Raw genomic sequence first — 18212 nt, 5'->3', positions numbered from 1 at the left:
CTTCCGTGCGGGATGCAAGGGGGTGGACAGAGGCATGACAGAGAGAGGTACGGCGCCCGGGGCACCGACCTTGTGTGCGGGCACCGCCCTCCGCGGTGGTGCCGCCTGCGTGCGAGGGCACCGCCTCTCAGCGGTGCCGGTACCGCTCCTCCACGGCGACGGCGGCCGCCGCGACGGCCCCCAGGACGGGGACCGCCAGCGGTGCGATGAACGCGGCGGACAGGGCTACGACGCCCAGCCCGCCGACCAGCAGAAAGGACCCGGCGGGATCGAGCACGGTCCGGCGCCCGGCGCCCGCCAGCAGCGCCCGCCAGGAGGCGCCCGGCGTCCAGACGGCCGCCGCCCGCAGCAGGGCCACGATCAGTCCGATCAGGGCGAAGATTCCCACCGCCCCGACGAACGGCCCGCCGGGAATCCCGGCCCGCGCGGCCAGGACGTCCACCCAGACCGCCGCGGCCGCCGCCCAGCCGGAGAGCCCGACGGCCCACCCGCCGCGCAGGGCGGCCCGGAAGTCCGAGACGAACTCCCGCCAGCCGCCGCCCTCATGACGGGTACGCCGCCGCAGATGCCGCGCGCCGGCGGCGAAGGCCGCGGGGTAGGTGACGACCCCGAGACAGGCCACGGCGATCCACACGCCGGTGAGCAGAGACTCGGCGAAGACCGAGAAGCGCTCGCCGAACACGGACTCCTTGCGTGCCTTCACGCGTGCTTGCGCCATGGTGACCGCCTCAGCCCTCTCACTTCAGTCCGGACGTCGCCATGCCGTCGATGAGGTAGCGCTGGAAGGCCATGAAGAAGGCGATGACCGGGATCAGCGCCACCAGCGACATCGCGATCATGCTTCCGTAGTTGGAGATGCCCTCCTGGTCGCGGAACATCATCAGGCCGAGCGAAACGGTGTACTTCTCGGGGGTGTTGAGGTAGATCAACGGCCCCATGAAGTCGTTCCAGGCGTTGATGAAGGTGAAGATGGCGCTGGTGATGAGGGCGGGACGGGTCAGCGGCAGCACGATGGACCAGTAGGTCCTCAGGTGCCCGCAGCCGTCGAGCTTGGCGGCCTCGTCCAGCTCGCGCGGCAGACCGCGCATGAACTGCACCATCAGGAAGACGAAGAACGCCTCCGTGGCCAGGAACTTGCCCGCCACGAGCGGCACCAGCGTGTCGGTGAGCTCGAGGTTGCGGAAGAGCACGTACTGCGGGATGAGCAGCACGTGGTACGGCAGCAGCAGCGTGCCGATCATCAGCGTGAACAGCAGGTTCCGCCCGGCGAACCGGATCTTGGCGAAGGCATAGGCGGTCAGCGAGCTGGACACCACGACACCGACCACGGCGAGAACCGCGTACATCAGCGAGTTCATGAAGAAGCTGCTGATGGAGATGCCGGAAATACCGTCGGCGAGCCCGGAGAAGTTCGCCCAGACCGGCTCGGTCGGCAGCAGGTCGAGGCTGGCGATGATGTCCTTGCTCGGCTTGAACGAGGCGCCGACGACCCAGATCACGGGGTACAGGACGACCGCGAGGACAGCGAGCGCGCCCACGTGCCAGGCGATCGATCCGGTGCGCCGGCGCTCGCTCGCGCTGCGGACGACCGGGGTGGTGGCACTGGTCACTTGGCGGCCTCCTCGTAGTGCACCCACTTCTTCTGCGACCAGAACAGGACCGCCGTGACGAGCGCCACCGCGATCACCAGCGTCCAGGCCATCGCGGAGGCGAAGCCCATCTGGGCCTCCTTGAAGCCCTTCTGGTAGAGGTAACAGGTGTAGACGAGCGTGGCGTCGGCGGGCCCGCACCGGCTGTCGGAGACGACGTACGCGGAGCCGAACACCTGGAACGCGTGGATGGACTCCAGCAGTACGTTGAAGAAGAGCACCGGGGAGATCACCGGCAGCGCGATGTTCCAGAACCTGCGCAGCGGGCCGGCCCCGTCCACCTCGGCGGCCTCGTACAGCTCCCGCGGGACCTGCTTGAGACCGGCCAGGAAGATGACCATCGGCGCGCCGAACTGCCAGATGCTCAGGGCCACCAGGGAGTAGAGGACGTAGTCCGGGTTGCCGATCCAGCCGCCCACGTCGAGACCGAAGATCTTCTGCGTACGGTCCACGATCGCGTCGTCCGAGAACAGCGCCCGCCACACGAAGCCGACGGAGACGCTGGCGCCGATGAGCGAGGGCATGTAGAACGCGGCCCGGTACAGACCCTGCCCGCGCCGCTTCTGTGCGAGCAGCAGCGCGACGCCGAGCGCGAGCAGCAGCTTCAGCGGAGTGGCCACGACGACGTACTTGAGCGTGACCTCCACCGACTTCTGCCAGCGCGGGTCCTGGAACATCGTCGTGAAGTTGTCGAACCCCACCCACTCGGGCGGCGTGAACAGGTTGTAGCGGGTGAACGCGTAGTACAGCGACGCGATCATCGGCCCCGCCGTGAGCAGCAGGAACCCCGCGATCCACGGCGACATGAAGAGGTAGCCGGCGAGGTTCTCGCGGCGCCGCCCGCGCCGCCCGGCAGCGGGAGCGGCGGACCGCTTCCCGGCCGGGCGCACGGGCGCTTCCTTGACGAGCGTCATGGTGGTACGTCCCCTCAGCCCGCGAACGCGGCCTTGGCCTCGCTGAACAGCGCCTTGGCGGCGTCGGCCGGCTTGGTCTTGCCCTGGGCGACCTCGCCGCCGATGCGCAGGAACGCCGCCTCGATGACGTCGGCGCCGGACGGGTGCGGGGTGATCTTCCCGAGCACTCCGGCCTTGGCGACCTCTTCCTCGTACGCCTTGACGCCCTTGTTGTTGTCGTCGGTGGGCGTGAACGCGTCGTACTGCTCGGTCGTGGCGAGGATGCCCCGGTCGTAGCCCATGATCTTGCCGACCTCGGGGTCGTGGACCATGAAGTCGATGAACTGCGCGACCTCCTTGGGGTGCTTGGTCCCGGAGAAGGCACTGAGCATCAGCGAACCGAGGTACTGGCCAGTCTGCTTGCCGTCCGTGGTGGGGATCGGCGCGAGCCCGTAGTCCGACTCGCCCTCGCCCTCGTAACGGATGGAGAAGTTGTCCCAGGTGAACTCGGACGCGGCCAGCCCCGCCGAGAGCGCGGACTTGGGCTTGACCTGCTCGACCTTCTTCGGGTCGGCGACGAGCCCGGAGCGCACGCGCTTGTAGCCGTCCTCCCACCACTGCGTCAGATCGTCCTGGGTGAAGCCGAGATCGGTATCCGTGAAGAAGGCCTTGCCGTTCTGCCGCAGGTACAGGTCGTAGAGGTACATGATGCTGAAGTAGCCGGTGTCACCGGCGATCTTCAGCTTGTCCTGGATGGTCTGCAGCGCGTCGAAGTACTCGTCCCAGGTCCAGCCCATCTTCGCCTCGACACCCGCCTTCTCGAAGGCCTTGACGTCGATGACGAGCGCAAGGGTGTTGGCGCCGACGGGGATGCCGATCTGCTTGCCGTCGACCTGACCGTTCGCCAGAACGCCGTTGCGGAAGTTCTCCAGGCTCAGATTCCCGGCGTCCGCTTGCGTCTTGAGATCCATCAGAACACCGCGCTTGTCGTACTTGCGCAGGAAGCCGACCGCATTCTGGAAAACGTCCGGCGGATTCCCGCCGGAGGCCTGGGTCTGGAACTTCTCCCAGAACGCCTCGTAGTCGGTGAATTCAGGCTTGATCTTGATCTTCGGGTACTTCTTCTCGAAGAGCGCGATCGTCTTCTTGATGGCAATGGTGCGCGGCTCGCCACCCCACCACGCGTAACGAAGTGTCACGGTCCCGTCTCCGGAACCACTGTCACCGCCGCATCCGGTCGTCGCAGCGAGCCCGAGCGTGGCTGCCGAGGCCCCGGCCACCTTCAGGATCGTACGCCTCTCAACATTCCTGCTGGTTCTCATCGTCGAGCCTCCCCGCAACGCTGCGTTGCCGCCTGCATGAATCGTTTCAAGTAAGCGCTTGCTGGCACAAGTTACGGAGGGCCCGAGGGTGCGTCAATGATTCGGACAGGAATTTCTTGTGGGCGGGCTGGGCGAGTTGACGACTCGTGAGGGCGGGAGGGCCGGGCGAGCGGTGCAACGTCGCAGGTGAGGGGTGTGCGTCCGGTGGACCGAACGAGGAATGGACGGCCGTAAGTGTGTGCCGGTCGGCCAAAAATCATCTGCCGACCGTGGCTTGACGGGGTGTCGTCCGGCCCGGAGCGGGAGGGACAGGACCTTACGAGGCGTCACTCACGAGGGGTCGCAGGATGTCCCTCACACACCTACGACTCTCCGGCCGTCCGTACGCGGAAACGACGTCGGCCCGCCTGCACAATCGCAGGCGGGCCGCCGGATCCGGGTGGGCGATACTGGGTTCGAACCAGTGACCTCTTCGGTGTGAACGAAGCGCTCTCCCACTGAGCTAATCGCCCGGACGCAGGAAGAACATTACCCCATGTCAGGGGGTGCGTGTGACCAGCGCGGACCCGCACCGGCCGACGCTCGCACCCCCGTCGCGGATCACTGGTCCTTGATCTTCCAGGGCATGACGATGCCGAACTTCCACACGTAGACGCCGACGAGCACGGCAATGATCACGAGGCCGATCGACGTCAGGATGATGTTGCGGCGGCGCACCTTCGGGTCGAGGGCCTTGTGGGCCGCCTCGGTGACCTTGCGCTTGGTCCAGCGCAGCACCAGCTGGGCCCAGACGAACTCGGTCGCCCAGACCGCCATGCCGCCGAAGATCACGACCCAGCCGGGACCGGGCAGCGGCAGCATGATGATGCCGACGACCACTATCGCCAGGCCGATGATGAAGATGCCCACCTGCCAGCTCAGGTGCAGCACACGGCGCGCCTTGATGAACTCCGGCGCTCTCGAGCCGAGGCCCTCCTCGCTGTCGCCTTTCACACCGTCCACTTCGGTCTCGTCAGTCGCCACGGCCACCCCGCCCGACTCGCTACTCCCCGTATTCATACGGCCAAACCCTACCGGACGGAAACCAGTCACCGGAATGGTCGTACCTCGCGAACGGGTCATCGGCCGGAAGAGTTACGTAAACACACGCAAAACACTCAGAGGGGTTTACAACGGCACCGTAGGTGGCATGTCGATTTCGCCGACGTGCGAATCCCCGAGCGCACACTGAGCGAAAGGCCCTGGCGCTTATGAACACCACGGTCAGCTGCGAGCTGCACCTGCGCCTCGTTGTGTCGAGCGAGTCATCCCTGCCTGTCCCCGCAGGCCTGCGGTACGACACGGCCGACCCCTACGCCGTGCACGCCACCTTCCACACCGGAGCCGAGGAAACCGTCGAGTGGGTGTTCGCCCGCGACCTTCTCGCGGAGGGCCTCCACCGGCCCACCGGAACCGGCGACGTCCGCGTCTGGCCGTCGCGCAGTCACGGCCAGGGCGTCGTCTGCATCGCCCTGAGCTCTCCGGAGGGCGAGGCACTGCTCGAGGCCCCGGCACGGGCTCTGGAGTCCTTCCTGAAGCGAACCGACGCCGCTGTGCCCCCCGGCACGGAGCATCGGCATTTCGATCTGGATCAGGAGCTCTCGCACATCCTGGCGGAAAGCTAGGGCGAGGCCCCACAAGGCCGCCCGGCGCCGTCGACTCGGGGAGACGGCTCGGGCCAAGACAACCGCATACGGCACACAGCAGCGCCGTCTTCGCTCCGCGAGGGCGGCGTTGGCATGCCTTGCGGCGGGTGGGGGCCGGCCGGGCTCAGCGCGGCTCGTGGGGGCCTGGCTCGCCGGGAACCGTCGGCGCTGTTGTGGCGTTGTATTCGAAACCGCGTGCGAGCACGGCCGGTGTGACGGTTCTGTGAGCCACTACCATCGGCCAGCATCGGCGGGCACCCCGCCCGACCCCCAGGCCAGGGAGCGAAACGTGCTGATCACCCATGACACCCGGTGTGCACTCGATGCCGTGGTGGATCTGGTGAACACCGCACCGGATGACGACGGGACTCCGGAGGGGCTGCCGGACGTCACGGCTCTCGGGGATTTCGTACGAAAGCACGAAATCAGCGATGTCGGGGTCCTCTCGGAGTTCGATCTCTCGGCGGTGCGCAAGGTACGCGGGCGGTTCGCCGCGATCTTCGCCGAGCCGGACGCCCGGAAAGCGGCCGGCCTGATCAACGAGCTGGTCGCCGCCGCCGGCACCACCCCCCGCCTCACGGACCACGACGGCTACGACTGGCATGTGCACTACTTCGCCCCCGGCGCCTCCGTCGCCGACCACCTGGCGGCCGACTGTGGCATGGCGCTGGCGTTCTTCGTGGTGGCCGGGGAGCAGGAACGCCTGCGACGCTGTGAGGCGCCGGACTGCCGGCACGCCTTCGTGGATCTTTCCCGCAACCGTTCGCGGCGCTACTGCGACAGCCGTACCTGCGGAAACCGTCTGCATGTGGCCGCCTACCGGGCGCGCCGCAAGGAAGCGGCCGGCTGAGCGAAGCGGCGCTGGCGCTCGCCTGCGGACCGACACGACCGGTGTGTGGACGCGGGCCCCGGCGGGTGGCGCCGGGGGCCGCGGGTACGGCTCAGAGCAGCAGCAGATCGTGCAGCGCAGCCATGAGCAGCAGACACCCGATCACCGCAAGGAAGATCATCAGCGGTGGCTGGGAAAGGGCGAAGAGGCACCCGCGAGGCTCGTCCTGAGGTGGCGCGGCCTCGCTTTGTGTCGTGTCCAGCATCTCGCGGCGATGATGGCGCAGTTGCGCCTCGCCGCGCGATCAACACGCCCGGAATGAGCGGGAGTTCGCCGGATTCCGTGATGTCCGGTTCGAGTATTGATCGCTTACGGCCGGGCGGCGACCCACTGTGTCGTTTCAGTCCGGCAGGCGGGCGTCATATGCCGTGCTTCTTGAGGATGGCCTCGATGTCGCTGAAGTCGTCGCCCGCCCCGGCTCGCGGTGCGGTCGCGGGCCGGGTCGCCTGAGGGGAGCCCGGTCCCAGCGAGGGCGCGGAGGCCGTCGGGGCAACCGCCTCGCCCCGTCCCGCGGCACGCGCCTCCCTGCGCTCCTTGCGGGTGCCTCCTCGCCGGCGCTCCACCGCGCGCGTGCTCGCGAACAGCAGCCAGGACAGGCCGAGGACTCCGAAGCCCGCCCACGCCGTCGGGCTGAACGCGGTGTCCGCCAGCCAGTCGACGACCCCGGTCATCACCAGGCCCAGGGGCACCAAGGAGTACGCGGCCATACGCGTGGCCGCGAGGAAACGCTTGCGGTACGCCGTGACCGCCGCGATGCCGAGGCCGGCCGCGGCGACGGCTGAACAGACGGTCTCGGCAATCATCCGGTCCTCCGGGCACGCTCGGTCGGGTCAGGACTTCGTCCCTTCCATCCTGCACCGTGGCAACCCCGCGCGGCCATGCCTGGGCGGGACATCAGGGACATCTCCGGGTCACCTCCTCCGCAGGTGCCGGTCACCGTCGTACGGCCAGGGCCGACGGCCGGCGAAGCACCAGGTCGGATTGGGTCGTCCGGGCCGGTGCTGGGAGACTGGGGCCATGAGCGACTCCTCCCCCGACCGCCCCGCCGCCCCCGTGCTCGACGTCTGGTGCGAGCTGCAGTGCCCCGACTGCCGCGGCGCCCTCGACGATCTCCGCGCCCTGCGCGCCCGCTACGGCGACCGGCTGGAGCTGCGGCTGCGGCACTTCCCGCTGGAGAAGCACAAGCACGCCTTCGCCGCCGCGCAGGCCGCCGAGGAGGCGCTGGAGCAGGGACAGGGGTGGCCGTACGTCGAGGCGGTGCTGGGCCGGGTCGAGGAGCTGGACCGTAAGGGAGAACCCTTCCTGGTCGAGGTGGCCGGGGAACTCGGCCTGGACGCCGAGGAATTCGACACGGCGCTGATCGACGGCCGGCACATCCTGATCGTCGACGCCGACCAGGCCGAGGGCAAGGCGATCGGCGTGACCGGCACCCCGACGTATGTGATCGGCGGTGAGCGGCTCGACGGCGGCAAGAGCCAGGAGGGGCTGCGCGAGCGCATCGAGGAGATCGCGGACCGGCTGCTGGCCGAACAGAACGCCTGACCGCCGCCGGCCCGACTGGCTGCAGCGAAGCCCTGGACGCCGGTGCGCCGACGGCTACAGCAACGTCTTGTACAGGGCGTACTGCCTCGTCTCGTAGCCGAGTGACTCGTAGAGCCGCTCGGCCGGGGTGTTGCCCGCGAAGACGTTGAGGCCGATGGCCCGGTACCCCGCGGCGATCGCCTGGGCCTCGGCCAGCAGCATCAGCGTGCGTCCGTGTCCCTTGCCCCGGTGGGCCGCGTCGGTCTCGACGTCGTAGACGTAGGCACGGCCGTCACGCGAGGCCACCCAGAGGGTGCCCACCGGGACTCCCTCGTGCTCGAGGACGCTGAGGAACGTGTCCGGCGTGCGCAGACCGTCCGGCAGCAGTGCGGCGTGGTCCCGCTCGGACTTGGCCCGGGCCTCGGCCTCCGGAACCCCTCGCTCGGCCCAGCTGCGGATGTAGCCCTCGTGGCTCTCGGCCAGCCAGGATCCGTACTCGGCCTCCGTCAGGGGTCGCCCCCGGCTGCCCGGCGGCAGATCGGGCGGGACGGCGCCGAGCGCCTTCTCCATGCCGCGGTTGCGTACGACGTAGCCGAGCGCCGCGGCGAGCCGCAGTGCCGGTGCGGCGTCGCCGGGGACCGTCGCCTCGATGCGCCTGCACCCCCAGCCGCGCGCGACCTCCTCCGCGGCGAGCGCCGCCACGGTGCCCCGGCCGCGCCGCCGGTCCGGTTCCTCGATCCGCAGCTCCGATATTCGGGCCACCGCGTCGCCGAAGACGGGATGCGTCCCGAGGTGAAGGGCGCCCACGGGGCGGCCGTTCACACACACCTGATAGCGACGCGAACGCGTCCCGTCGTCGTTGCGCTGAAGCGGCTCGGTCGGCCGCAGCGTCGTGGTCATCAGGGGTGTTCTACCCGCCTCGGCGCCCGGGATCAGCCGAATATCCGAGCCCGTGGTACGCGCCCGTCGAACGCGTCCGTCGTATCCGCGCCCGTCACGGATCCAGGTCGTCCCCGGACCGCTCCTCGAAGATCCGCATGGCCTTGGCGGTCACCGGCCCCGCCGAGCCGGGCAGTTCGCGCTCGTCGACCCTGTGCACGCCCTGCACGTCCCGCAGGGTGGAGGTGAGGAAGACCTCGTCGGCCCGCTCCAGCACGTCCAGCGGCAGGTCGGTCTCCTTGGCGCCGGTCCACTCGACCGCCAACGCGCGCGTGATGCCCGCGAGGCAGCCCGAGGCGAGCGGCGGGGTGTGGATCTCGCCGTCCAGGACGACGAAGACGTTCGACCCGGTGCCCTCGCAGAGTTGCCCGACCGTGTTGCCGAACAGGGCCTCGGAGGCGCCGTGTTGGTGGGCGCGGGCGAGAGCGACGACGTTCTCGGCGTACGAGGTCGTCTTCAGGCCGGTGAGCGCGCCGCGTTCGTTGCGGGTCCAGGGGACGGTGATGACGGACGTGGCGTCGGGGCGGCGGGTGGTCTCGCCGAGGGCGACGACGAGGGTCGGGCCGTGCTCACCGCGGTCGGAGCCGAGGGGCCCGTGGCCGCCGGTGTAGGTGATGCGCAGCCGGCCGAGCGGCATCGGGTTGGCCTCGAGGACGGCGGCGCAGGCGCGGCGGACCTCGTCGTGGTCGGGCTCGGGCAGGCCGAGACCGCGCGCCGAGCGCGTCAGCCGGTCGAGATGCCGAGTCAGCGCGAACGGACGGCCGTCCACCGCCTTCACCGTCTCGAAGATGCCGTCGCCCACGGTCAGCCCGTGGTCGAAGACGGAGACACGGGCGGACTCGATGTCCTGCAGCCCGCCGTCGAGCCAGATCCTCACGATCGCAGTCCCTCTCCACTCACCTCGTACACTCCCGACGCTACCGCGAGCAGCCGGGCCGCCTTCAGCTCGGTCTCCCGCCACTCGCCTTCCGGGTCCGAACCCCAGGTGATCCCGGCACCGGTCCCGAACCGCAGCGCCCCCGCGGCCCGGTCGATCCAGAAGGTACGTATCCCGACGGCGAGCTCGCCGACGCCCCGGTCGGCGTCGACCCAGCCGACGCCGCCGCAGTACGGCCCGCGGGGCGCCGTCTCCAACGCGTCGATGATCCGCAGCGCACTCGACTTGGGCGCACCGGTGACCGAGCCGGGCGGGAAGGCGGCGTCGAGCAGCTCGGGCCAGCCGGCACCGGCGCGCAGCTCACCGCGCACAGTGGACACCAGATGGACAAGCCCAGGGTGCTTCTCGACGGCGCACAGGTCGGGGACGGTCACGGTCCCGGTGCCGCACACACGGCCGATGTCGTTGCGCACGAGGTCGACGATCATGACGTTCTCGGCGTAGTCCTTCTCCAGAAGGTCCGCCTCGGTGCGCCCGGTGCCCTTGATCGGCCCGGACTCCACGATCCGCCCCTCCCGGCGCAGGAACAGCTCGGGCGACGCGGTGGCGATCTCCACCCCGTGCCCGGGCAGCCGGATCGTTCCTGCGTACGGCGCCGGGTTGCCGCGGGCGAGCAGGGCGGTGAGGGCGTCCACGTCGGCGTCCCGACCGATCGGCGCGCTCAGGACGCGGCAGAGGTTCGCCTGGTAGACCTCGCCGGCCGCGATGTGCTCGCGTATCCGCCGCACGCCCGCCGTGTACGCGGCGCGATCAAGGGAAGACGTCCAGTCACCGGCCGCCGGGCCCTGCCACTCCCCCGGCACCGGGGCGGGCACGGGCTCCTCTCGCAGGTCCCGGAAGCGGGCGCAGGTCAGACCGCCCTCGAAGTCGGCGCAGACGGCCCAGAAACCACGGGAGTCCAGGGCCGCCGGGTCGCTGGTGACATCGAGGAGGCCGCTGGCGACGCGGTCGCCGAAGCGAGCGAGAGGAGGGAGGTCGAGCACGCAGTCGAGTCTATGGGGGGTGACCTGCGGGTGGCCTGGCCATGTTCGGGGGACCTCGACAGGCCCCTGAGCAGGTGCGGCGCAGCACGCTGCACAAACGTGTTTTTGTGCTGGCCGGGGAATCCGCTAGAGTTCAACACGTCGCCGGGACGCGGGAGCGGACCGAAACGACAAGCGGACGTAGCTCAGTTGGTAGAGCGCAACCTTGCCAAGGTTGAGGTCGCGAGTTCGAACCTCGTCGTCCGCTCGAAGGAACAAGGGGATCTTCCCGAACCCCTGCACTCCTGGTGGAGTGGCCGAGAGGCGAGGCAACGGCCTGCAAAGCCGTCTACACGGGTTCAAATCCCGTCTCCACCTCCAAGGACGATTAGCTCAGCGGGAGAGCGCTTCCCTGACACGGAAGAGGTCACTGGTTCAATCCCAGTATCGTCCACTGGATCTTCGGATCCCCGCGCGATTAGCTCAGCGGGAGAGCGCTTCCCTGACACGGAAGAGGTCACTGGTTCAATCCCAGTATCGCGCACGCAGTAGCTCGTGATCTTCGGATGGATGGTCGATCACGGTCCCGAGGACGATTAGCTCAGCGGGAGAGCGCTTCCCTGACACGGAAGAGGTCACTGGTTCAATCCCAGTATCGTCCACACTCCGAAGCCCCCGGTCGATGACCGGGGGCTTCTTTGCGGCTCGGTGCGGCTCAGCTGGAGAACAGCATGTGGCCGAAGCTCTTCTGACGCTTGTGGCCGTAGTGACCGCCGTGATGCCCGCCGTGGTGCCCACCGTGCGGGGCGCCCCACGCGGGGGCCTGCGGGGCGGCCGGATAGGCCTGTGGGGCGGCCGGAGGCGGTGGGGCCGGCTGGGACCACTGGGACTCCAGGCGCGTCAGCGACTCCAGCTCGCCGTAGTCGAGAAAGATCCCGCGGCAGCCGCTGCACTGCTCGATCTGGACGCCGTTTCGGTTGTACGTGTGCATCGGCGCATGGCACTTCGGACACTGCATGGTCGGGTCAACTCCTCGCCGGTCGGTCCTGCTTCGCGTATCGCCAGGACAGACTCTGTCCGGCTGCGGTCGGTTGCACCCTACTTTGCGTATCCCCGGGTCAACTCAGGGGGAGCGAGGCCATTCGGTCGCAGGCGTCGACGAGGGCCTGCTCGACCTCGTCCAGGAGACGGCCCTCGGCCAGGGACTTGGTGATCGCCCGGGCGGCGGTCTGCACGGTGAGGGCGCGGGCCGGGACGTCCAGTGCGGGCCAGGCGTCGCCGTGGGCGGGGACGGCGGGACCGCCGGCGGTGCGGTACGCGGTGAGGAAGCGGTCCCATTCGTCGGGCGGCAGCAGCCCACAGGCGTACCAGGCGGCCGGCCGCCCCAGATCCCAGGCCGGCACGCCCACGCCGAGGTCGTCGACGTCGATGAGCAGCCAAGGGCCGTCCGGGGCCGGGTGACGGACGAGTTGGCCGAGGTGGAGGTCGCCGTGGCAGAGGGTGGTGGTGTCGGGCTGCGCGGCCTCGGCGCGGGCCCAGGCGGGAAGGGTGTCCCAGGCGCGGAGCACGGCGATGGTGCCGGGTGTCAGCTCTGTGCCGGTGGCCGCGCGGAGGCGGGATACGGCGAGGGCGGCCTTGGCGGGGCCGCGCATGGCGGGCAGGGGCGTGGGGGCGGGGGTTCGATGGAGGCGGGCGAGCAGGGTTGCCGCCGCTTCCCAGGGGGCCGCGTCGGGATCTCCCGGGTCTACAGGGAGGCCGTACGGCCAGAAGGTCACGAGTCGGCCGTGCAGGTCGACGGGCGTGGAGCCGAGCGGGGGAAGGAGGAGGCCGGGGAGGTGCGTGGCGGCTGTGAGGCGGGGGGTCAGGTCGCTCGGGGTGAGGTCCGGGGCGTGGGCCTTGGCGACGGTGTCGGCGTGCCGGACGACGGTGGCGTCGGGGCGGTCGGCGAGGGTGACGGTTGCTCCGCAGGGACAGGCGGATGTGCGGGAGTGGGCCGCGGCTTCGGCTTGTGCGGTGAGGCCGGGCAGGAGGGGGCTGGGGGTCACTGGGGTCCCTTGGGTGCGGAGGATCTGGGCCGAGGGTACGCGGGGTGACGGGTCGGCTCGGCCGGATGACCGGAGTCGGTCGGGGTGGGCTGCGCCCAGACGTGAGAATTCGCCCCCGCCGCCCCTACCCGTCCCATCCTGAAGGGGCTCCGCCCCTTCGACCCCGCTGGGGCTGCCGCCCCAGACCCCGCTTCGGCCCTGAACGGGCCTCGTCCTCAAACGCCGGAGGGGCTGAAAAGCAATGCCGGCGCAGCTCCCCAGCTGCGCCGGCATTTGTGCCGTCCGCCGCACCCCCGTCCCCACGGGGTTTCATGGATGGATGTCCCCGCCCGGACCGCTCTTCCGGGCCTGGGGTCGCCGCTCAGCGCCCCAGCATCACACCCACGGACGACGCCTGTGTGGCCACCGTCTCCCAGCCGTCGAAGACGACGAGGAGGAGGGCCGCCAGGGGAAGGGCCATGAGCGTCGCCACCAGGGGGTGGCGGCGGCCCTGACGGCGGGGGCGCAGCGCTGTGCGCTCCTGCGTGCGGATCAGTGTCCGCGGTGCCGTGTGGGCCATGGTCCCTCTCCTGACCTGTATCAGTTGTCGTTGGCAGCGGCGGGTGTCTGACCTCGGGGGACGAGTGCTGCACCCGCCGCTTGACTTCAAATCTAGGCGCCCGGGCCACCCCCGGGCGTCATGCCCTCGTACCGATTGCCGGGCCTCCCGGAGGATGAGCCATGACCTGCGAAGTACTCCCCTGGGTGGAGACGAGGTCCTAGGTCTCGGGGTCTTCCCCGAGGGGACGCCCGGTCTACCCCGATTTCTCCGAGCTGTCCTCACGCGGCACCGGCTGCTCGACCAGCGCCAGGACCCGGTTCGCCATGAAGCGGGCCGTACGCACCACGGACCCTCCCCCACTGCCTAAACGGCGCGGGGGGACCCACACCGGGTGACTTCGCTCACTTCCACGACACCCCGACGCACCGCCGTCTCCACCCGGCGGCCCGCCCTGCTCGCCACCACCTCGTACGTGCGCGTCGTGTCCCCCGCGTCCACGACTATCTCCACGCGATCACCCTTCATGGGCTCAATCCCCCTTCTGTGATGGGTGGTTGGGGGACGAATCGGGCCGAAGTCGCCCTGCTCACCAGCCCCCTGACCACCCTTCACGTCTCCCACCCACCACTGACAATCCATCCTCCCGAGAGGGCGCGGCCTCTGCGCACGGCGGCCCACGGAAACGTAAGCTGTGGCTCGTCACACGGACCGGGCAGCGGGGATGAACATGGCGATGATGCGCCTGAGGCGCGAGGACCCGCGCGTCGTCGGCTCGTTCAGGCTTCACAGAAGGCTCGGCGCGGGCGGCATGGGCGTCGTCTACCTGGGCTCCGACAAGAAGGGGCAGCGGGTCGCACTGAAGGTGATCCGGCCCGACCTGGCGGAGGATCAGGAGTTCCGCTCGCGGTTCGCGCGTGAGGTCTCGGCGGCACGGCGGATTCGCGGGGGCTGTACGGCACGGCTCGTGGCCGCCGACCTCGAAGCGGATCGGCCGTGGTTCGCCACGCAGTACGTGCCCGGCCCTTCTCTGCACGACAAGGTCGCCGACGAGGGCCCGCTCGGCGCGGCGGAGGTCGCCGCCGTCGGGGCCGCCCTGTCCGAAGGGCTGGTCGCCGTCCACGAGGCGGGGGTCGTGCACCGGGATCTCAAGCCCTCCAACATCCTCCTCTCCCCCAAGGGCCCGCGGATCATCGACTTCGGTATCGCGTGGGCGACGGGGGCCTCGACCCTCACGCACGTCGGTACGGCGGTCGGCTCCCCCGGCTTCCTCGCCCCGGAACAGGTGCGCGGCGCCGCCGTCACCCCGGCCACGGACGTCTTCTCCCTCGGCGCCACCCTCGCCTACGCGTCGATGGGTGACTCGCCCTTCGGGCACGGCAGTTCCGAGGTGATGCTGTACCGCGTCGTACACGAGGAAGCACAGCTGTACGGCGTACCGGACGCCCTGGCTCCGCTGGTGCGGGCGTGTCTGGCGAAGGACCCGGAGGAGCGGCCCAGCACGCTCCAGCTGTCGCTGCGGCTCAAGGAGATCGCGGCCCGGGAGGCTCAGGGGCTGTCGGACGTACGCCCGCCCGCGCAGCGCAGCGCGGAGACGGACCGGCCGACCGGGCGGCTCGCCGACACCTATGCGGAGCCGCAGCGCGCCCAGCGACGCCCCCAGGGCACTCCCCCGGCGCGCGGCACCGGCGCCTCGCGGGTGCCCGGCCCCGCGCGCGACGGGGGTGCGTCGAGCGGCGGCGGCGCGCATGGCGGTACCGCGTCGTCCAGGTCCGGGGCCCGTCCGGTGCCGGGGGCACGGAACAACCCGCGTTCGGGCAACGGCAGCAGGCCCACGCCGCGCGGCGGCACCGGCCGTCCGGCGCCGCGGAACACGGGGACGGGGCGGCGGCCCGCCAATCCGCAGTTGCTGCGGCAGCGGCTGTTCGTGTTCGTCGTGGTGACGCTGCTCGTGGCGCTCGGCATCGCGGCGGCCCAGGGCTGCCAAGGGCCGCAGCGCGGGCTCGGGGGCGACGGGGACGTCGTACGGCAGCCGCAGGAGCACGTCGAGTCGGGCTACCAGCCGATGGAGGGGGACTCGATGTCCGACCAGTACGAGTCGACCTTCGACATCTCCGAGTAGGGGCCGTCCCCCGTCACAGGCCGGGCAGGATCCGTTCGAAGAACTCCCGGTCGCCGTCGAATACCGGGTCCAGGGACAGGAACTCCTCGGGCGTGACCCAGCGGGCCTCGCCGACCTCGCCCGGGTCGGGGACCACGTCGCCGGTGTCGGCCCGGGCCGTCCACCAGTGGAGGCGGAAGGAGCCGTCGTCCGTCTCCGACTCCCACACCTTCGCCAGGGGTACGACGGTCAGGCCCACCTCCTCACGGACTTCCCGGACGACGGCCTCCCGCTGGGTCTCCCCTGCCTCGATCTTGCCGCTGAGGGGTTGCCAGTAGCCGGGGCGCGGCACGGCGGGACCGCGGCGGATGGCGAGTACGCGGTCGGCGCGGAGCAGGACCGCGACGATGGCCTCGCGCCGCGCCATCGCCGTACGGCCTAGACCTGGGGGCGGCCCGTGGCCACCGCGTAGAAGGCGACCGCGGCCGCCGCGCCGACGTTGAGGGAGTCGACGCCGTGGGACATCGGGATGCGGACCCATTCGTCGGCGGCCACCAGGGCCTGGGTGGACAGGCCGTCGCCCTCGGCGCCCAGCATCAGCGCGACCCGGTCCATCCGGTGCGGGGCGGCCTCGTCCAGGGACTTGGCCTTCTCGTCGGGGGTGAGGGCGAGGAGGGTGAAACCGGCCTCGCGGACCGACTCCAGGCCCTTGGGCCAGGTGTCCAGGCGGGCGTAGGGCACGGAGAAGACCGCTCCCATGGAGACCTTGACGCTGCGGCGGTAGAGCGGGTCGGCGCAGTCCGGGGAGAGGAGCACCGCGTCCATGCCTAGGGCTGCGGCCGACCGGAAGATGGCGCCGATGTTGGTGTGGTCGTTCACCGATTCCATGATCACGACCCGGCGGGCGGTCTGCAGGAGCTCGGCCGCCGTGGGCAACGGCTTGCGCTGCATGGAGGCCAGCGCGCCGCGGTGCACGTGGTAGCCGGTGACCTGCTCGGCGAGGTCCGGGCTGACCGCGTACACCGGGGCCGGGAGCTCGTCGATGACGTCGCGCATGACGTCGACCCACTTCGCCGAGAGCAGCATGGACCGCATCTCGTAGCCGGCTTCCTTCGCCCGTCTGATGACCTTCTCGCCCTCGGCGATGAACAGGCCCTCGGCCGGCTCGCGCTTGCGGCGCAGGTCGACGTCGGTCAGGCCCGTGTAGTCGCGCAGGCGCGGGTCGTCGGGATCCTCGACGGTGATGAGATCGGCCACAGGGTGATACTGCCTTGTCCTGGGTGCGGTGCCAACGGCTCGGAACGGATGGGTTACCCGCGGTTACGCGGAAGGGCTCGGTCCTACGTTCACGACCTCGCCGACGACGATGACCGCCGGGGGCTTCACGTCCTCGGTCCGTACGGTCTCCGCGACCGTCGCCAGGGTCGCGTCGACGCGGCGCTGGGCGGCCGTCGTGCCCTCCTGGATCAGGGCGACGGGGGTGTCCGCGGACTTGCCGTGTGCGACGAGGGTCTCGGCGATCCGGCCGATCTTGTCGACGCCCATGAGGATGACGAGGGTCCCGGTCAGCTTGGCAAGCGACGGCCAGTCGACGAGCGAGCGCTCGTCGTCGGGGGCCACGTGGCCGCTGACCACCGTGAACTCGTGCGCGACGCCGCGATGGGTGACCGGGATGCCTGCCGCGCCCGGCACCGAGATCGAGCTGGAGATGCCGGGGACCACCGTGCAGGGGATGCCGGCTTCGGCGAGTGCTTGCAGTTCCTCCATGCCGCGCCCGAAGACGTACGGGTCGCCGCCCTTCAGCCGTACGACCGACTTGCCCTGCTTGGCGTGCTCGATCAGGGCGTTGTTGATGGCCTCCTGGGCCATGAAACGGCCGTACGGGATCTTCGCCGCGTCGATCACCTCGACGTGGGGCGGGAGTTCGGCGAGGAGGTCGCGCGGGCCCAGGCGGTCGGCGATGACGACGTCGGCCTCGGCGAGGAGGCGGCGGCCGCGGACGGTGATCAGGTCCGGATCGCCCGGGCCGCCGCCGACCAGGGCGACGCCCGGGGTACGGGTGCGGTGGTGGGGGGCGACGAGGGTGCCGTCGCGCAGACCCTCGACGACAGCGTCGCGGATGGCGGCGGTGTGGCGGGGGTCGCGGCCGCGGGCGCTGGTGGTGAGGACGGCGACCGTGACGCCCTCGCTGTGGCCGGTGGCCGGGGTCCAGGCGGTGGCGGCGTCGGCGTCGTCGGAGCGGACACACCAGACGCGGTGGCGTTCCGCTTCGGCGGAGGCCCGGGTGTTCGCTTCCTTGTCGCCGGTGGCGATCAGGGCGTACCAGGCGTCGGCGAGGTCGCCGTCCGCGTAGGGCCGCCGTTCCCAGGTGATCTCGCCTGCGTCCGCCATGGCCTCGACCGACGGGGTGGCTTCGGGGGATACGAGGAGGATGTCCGCGCCTGCCGCGATCAGTGCCGGGAGGCGGCGCTGGGCGACCTGGCCGCCGCCGAGGACGACCACTTTGCGGCCGGTGAGGCGGAGGCCTACGGGGTAGGCGGGGTTTTCGGCCATGAGGGTGCGGCTCCTCTGTACGGCGGTGCAGTGGCCCTGACGTGCGGATTTTACGGGGCGGGTGGGGAGGGCGGGGCAGGTGTCCGGTGGCTGAGCGTCGTTGCCGGGTGCGGGTGCGTGGGTCTGGGCCCACCCGTTCCGCCCTGCGGAACGACTGCCCACAGACCCACGGAAGGAG

At 70.4% G+C, this 18212-nt stretch carries 20 protein-coding genes, 6 tRNA genes and 1 pseudogene; 9 read left to right on the top strand and 18 right to left on the bottom strand.

Annotation, left to right across the window (positions count from 1 at the left end; genetic code table 11):
- Window positions 1-127: 127 nt before the first annotated feature.
- The 6 genes from QQM39_RS37580 to QQM39_RS37555 form a co-directional block, all read right to left on the bottom strand.
- On the bottom strand, window positions 128-718 hold the full coding sequence (locus QQM39_RS37580; protein WP_302002092.1) for a hypothetical protein: 591 nt from the start codon (window positions 716-718) through the stop codon (window positions 128-130).
- A 19-nt stretch (window positions 719-737) separates the two neighbouring features.
- The gene (locus QQM39_RS37575) at window positions 738-1610 is read right to left on the bottom strand and encodes a carbohydrate ABC transporter permease (RefSeq protein WP_302002090.1); all 873 of its coding nucleotides are present in this window, start codon (window positions 1608-1610) and stop codon (window positions 738-740) included.
- A complete protein-coding gene (locus tag QQM39_RS37570; protein WP_302002088.1) occupies window positions 1607-2563 on the bottom strand; it encodes a carbohydrate ABC transporter permease in 957 nt (318 codons plus the stop codon). The genes QQM39_RS37575 and QQM39_RS37570 overlap by 4 nt, the downstream gene beginning before the upstream one ends.
- 14 nt (window positions 2564-2577) lie before the next feature.
- Window positions 2578-3864, bottom strand: a complete 1287-nt coding sequence (locus QQM39_RS37565; RefSeq protein ID WP_302002086.1) for an ABC transporter substrate-binding protein — start codon at window positions 3862-3864, stop codon at window positions 2578-2580.
- 440 nt (window positions 3865-4304) lie between these two features.
- Window positions 4305-4376, bottom strand: a tRNA-Val gene (locus QQM39_RS37560).
- Window positions 4377-4464: 88 nt separating this feature from the next.
- On the bottom strand, window positions 4465-4923 hold the full coding sequence (locus tag QQM39_RS37555) for a TIGR02611 family protein (RefSeq protein ID WP_302002084.1): 459 nt from the start codon (window positions 4921-4923) through the stop codon (window positions 4465-4467).
- Between the two features lie 191 nt (window positions 4924-5114).
- Here QQM39_RS37555 and QQM39_RS37550 point away from each other — a divergent pair, with 191 nt between their 5' ends.
- Both QQM39_RS37550 and QQM39_RS37545 read left to right on the top strand, forming a co-directional pair.
- Window positions 5115-5528 (top strand): SsgA family sporulation/cell division regulator, encoded by a 414-nt coding sequence (locus QQM39_RS37550; RefSeq protein ID WP_004002642.1) that lies wholly within the window; start codon window positions 5115-5117, stop codon window positions 5526-5528.
- Window positions 5529-5838: 310 nt separating this feature from the next.
- Window positions 5839-6399: a CGNR zinc finger domain-containing protein gene (locus tag QQM39_RS37545; RefSeq protein WP_302002083.1), complete on the top strand. Its 561-nt coding sequence runs from the start codon at window positions 5839-5841 to the stop codon at window positions 6397-6399.
- 91 nt (window positions 6400-6490) lie between these two features.
- Here QQM39_RS37545 and QQM39_RS37540 read toward each other — a convergent pair whose 3' ends face one another.
- Entirely contained in the window at window positions 6491-6643 is a 153-nt protein-coding gene (locus QQM39_RS37540) for a hypothetical protein (protein ID WP_004002639.1), read from the bottom strand.
- A 154-nt stretch (window positions 6644-6797) separates the two neighbouring features.
- The gene (locus tag QQM39_RS37535) at window positions 6798-7241 is read right to left on the bottom strand and encodes a hypothetical protein (RefSeq protein WP_302002082.1); all 444 of its coding nucleotides are present in this window, start codon (window positions 7239-7241) and stop codon (window positions 6798-6800) included.
- A gap of 214 nt (window positions 7242-7455) precedes the next feature.
- On the opposite strand from QQM39_RS37535, the gene QQM39_RS37530 reads away from it, so the two are divergent.
- A complete protein-coding gene (locus tag QQM39_RS37530; protein WP_302002081.1) occupies window positions 7456-7980 on the top strand; it encodes a DsbA family protein in 525 nt (174 codons plus the stop codon).
- Between the two features lie 54 nt (window positions 7981-8034).
- On the opposite strand, the gene QQM39_RS37525 is transcribed toward QQM39_RS37530, so the two are convergent.
- From QQM39_RS37525 to QQM39_RS37515, 3 genes are all read right to left on the bottom strand, one after another.
- Window positions 8035-8859 (bottom strand): GNAT family N-acetyltransferase, encoded by an 825-nt coding sequence (locus tag QQM39_RS37525; RefSeq protein ID WP_302002079.1) that lies wholly within the window; start codon window positions 8857-8859, stop codon window positions 8035-8037.
- A 94-nt stretch (window positions 8860-8953) separates the two neighbouring features.
- Window positions 8954-9775 carry an aminotransferase class IV gene (locus QQM39_RS37520; protein ID WP_302002077.1) on the bottom strand — a complete coding sequence of 274 codons (822 nt, stop codon included), beginning with the start codon at window positions 9773-9775 and terminating at the stop codon, window positions 8954-8956.
- On the bottom strand, window positions 9772-10818 hold the full coding sequence (locus QQM39_RS37515; RefSeq protein WP_302002075.1) for a chorismate-binding protein: 1047 nt from the start codon (window positions 10816-10818) through the stop codon (window positions 9772-9774). Before QQM39_RS37515 ends, QQM39_RS37520 begins: the two co-directional genes overlap by 4 nt.
- Before the next feature lie 174 nt (window positions 10819-10992).
- Here QQM39_RS37515 and QQM39_RS37510 point away from each other — a divergent pair.
- From QQM39_RS37510 to QQM39_RS37490, 5 genes are all read left to right on the top strand, one after another.
- Window positions 10993-11065 (top strand) — tRNA-Gly (locus QQM39_RS37510).
- Window positions 11066-11104: 39 nt separating this feature from the next.
- Window positions 11105-11178, top strand: a tRNA-Cys gene (locus QQM39_RS37505).
- Between the two features lies 1 nt (window position 11179).
- A tRNA-Val gene (locus QQM39_RS37500) sits at window positions 11180-11251 on the top strand.
- 18 nt (window positions 11252-11269) lie between these two features.
- Window positions 11270-11341, top strand: a tRNA-Val gene (locus QQM39_RS37495).
- Window positions 11342-11387: 46 nt separating this feature from the next.
- Window positions 11388-11459: transfer RNA gene (locus QQM39_RS37490), tRNA-Val, on the top strand.
- A 53-nt stretch (window positions 11460-11512) separates the two neighbouring features.
- Here QQM39_RS37490 and QQM39_RS37485 read toward each other — a convergent pair.
- The 4 genes and pseudogenes from QQM39_RS37485 to QQM39_RS37470 all read right to left on the bottom strand — a co-directional run bounded on the left by QQM39_RS37485 (window position 11513) and on the right by QQM39_RS37470 (window position 13908).
- Window positions 11513-11815 (bottom strand): zf-TFIIB domain-containing protein, encoded by a 303-nt coding sequence (locus QQM39_RS37485; RefSeq protein WP_302002073.1) that lies wholly within the window; start codon window positions 11813-11815, stop codon window positions 11513-11515.
- Between the two features lie 100 nt (window positions 11816-11915).
- Entirely contained in the window at window positions 11916-12842 is a 927-nt protein-coding gene (locus QQM39_RS37480) for a phosphotransferase family protein (protein ID WP_302002071.1), read from the bottom strand.
- A 361-nt stretch (window positions 12843-13203) separates the two neighbouring features.
- Entirely contained in the window at window positions 13204-13401 is a 198-nt protein-coding gene (locus QQM39_RS37475) for a hypothetical protein (RefSeq protein WP_302002069.1), read from the bottom strand.
- A gap of 235 nt (window positions 13402-13636) precedes the next feature.
- Window positions 13637-13908 (bottom strand): annotated as a pseudogene (locus QQM39_RS37470) (hypothetical protein).
- 196 nt (window positions 13909-14104) lie between these two features.
- Between QQM39_RS37470 and QQM39_RS37465 the strand changes: the two are divergent.
- Window positions 14105-15502: a serine/threonine-protein kinase gene (locus tag QQM39_RS37465; RefSeq protein ID WP_302003868.1), complete on the top strand. Its 1398-nt coding sequence runs from the start codon at window positions 14105-14107 to the stop codon at window positions 15500-15502.
- A gap of 13 nt (window positions 15503-15515) precedes the next feature.
- Here the strand turns inward: QQM39_RS37465 and QQM39_RS37460 are convergent, their stop codons facing one another.
- From QQM39_RS37460 to cobA, 3 genes are all read right to left on the bottom strand, one after another.
- Entirely contained in the window at window positions 15516-15908 is a 393-nt protein-coding gene (locus tag QQM39_RS37460; protein ID WP_302002067.1) for an NUDIX domain-containing protein, read from the bottom strand.
- Window positions 15909-15919: 11 nt separating this feature from the next.
- On the bottom strand, window positions 15920-16738 hold the full coding sequence (locus tag QQM39_RS37455; protein ID WP_302002065.1) for an RNA methyltransferase: 819 nt from the start codon (window positions 16736-16738) through the stop codon (window positions 15920-15922).
- Between the two features lie 63 nt (window positions 16739-16801).
- Entirely contained in the window at window positions 16802-18034 is a 1233-nt protein-coding gene (gene cobA / locus QQM39_RS37450; RefSeq protein ID WP_302002063.1) for a uroporphyrinogen-III C-methyltransferase, read from the bottom strand.
- Window positions 18035-18212: the final 178 nt, after the last annotated feature.

Origin of the sequence: Streptomyces sp. DT2A-34 (genome assembly GCF_030499515.1) — a bacterium.
Taxonomy (GTDB): Bacteria; Actinomycetota; Actinomycetes; order Streptomycetales; family Streptomycetaceae; genus Streptomyces.
Note: the sequence above shows the minus strand (reverse complement) of the source record. Positions and strands in the feature narration are given on the sequence as shown.

Excerpts from the sequence above, each read along its gene's own strand:
- QQM39_RS37580 (WP_302002092.1), bottom strand. The coding sequence starts at position 718 with ATGGCGCAAGCACGCGTGAAGGCACGCAAGGAGTCCGTGTTCGGCGAG.
- QQM39_RS37570 (WP_302002088.1), bottom strand. The coding sequence starts at position 2,563 with ATGACGCTCGTCAAGGAAGCGCCCGTGCGCCCGGCCGGGAAGCGGTCC.
- QQM39_RS37565 (WP_302002086.1), bottom strand. The coding sequence starts at position 3,864 with ATGAGAACCAGCAGGAATGTTGAGAGGCGTACGATCCTGAAGGTGGCC.
- QQM39_RS37555 (WP_302002084.1), bottom strand. The coding sequence starts at position 4,923 with ATGAATACGGGGAGTAGCGAGTCGGGCGGGGTGGCCGTGGCGACTGAC.
- QQM39_RS37550 (WP_004002642.1), top strand. The coding sequence starts at position 5,115 with ATGAACACCACGGTCAGCTGCGAGCTGCACCTGCGCCTCGTTGTGTCG.
- QQM39_RS37540 (WP_004002639.1), bottom strand. The coding sequence starts at position 6,643 with ATGCTGGACACGACACAAAGCGAGGCCGCGCCACCTCAGGACGAGCCT.
- QQM39_RS37535 (WP_302002082.1), bottom strand. The coding sequence starts at position 7,241 with ATGATTGCCGAGACCGTCTGTTCAGCCGTCGCCGCGGCCGGCCTCGGC.
- QQM39_RS37530 (WP_302002081.1), top strand. The coding sequence starts at position 7,456 with ATGAGCGACTCCTCCCCCGACCGCCCCGCCGCCCCCGTGCTCGACGTC.
- QQM39_RS37525 (WP_302002079.1), bottom strand. The coding sequence starts at position 8,859 with ATGACCACGACGCTGCGGCCGACCGAGCCGCTTCAGCGCAACGACGAC.
- QQM39_RS37485 (WP_302002073.1), bottom strand. The coding sequence starts at position 11,815 with ATGCAGTGTCCGAAGTGCCATGCGCCGATGCACACGTACAACCGAAAC.
- QQM39_RS37475 (WP_302002069.1), bottom strand. The coding sequence starts at position 13,401 with ATGGCCCACACGGCACCGCGGACACTGATCCGCACGCAGGAGCGCACA.
- QQM39_RS37465 (WP_302003868.1), top strand. The coding sequence starts at position 14,105 with ATGAACATGGCGATGATGCGCCTGAGGCGCGAGGACCCGCGCGTCGTC.
- QQM39_RS37460 (WP_302002067.1), bottom strand. The coding sequence starts at position 15,908 with ATGGCGCGGCGCGAGGCCATCGTCGCGGTCCTGCTCCGCGCCGACCGC.
- cobA (WP_302002063.1), bottom strand. The coding sequence starts at position 18,034 with ATGGCCGAAAACCCCGCCTACCCCGTAGGCCTCCGCCTCACCGGCCGC.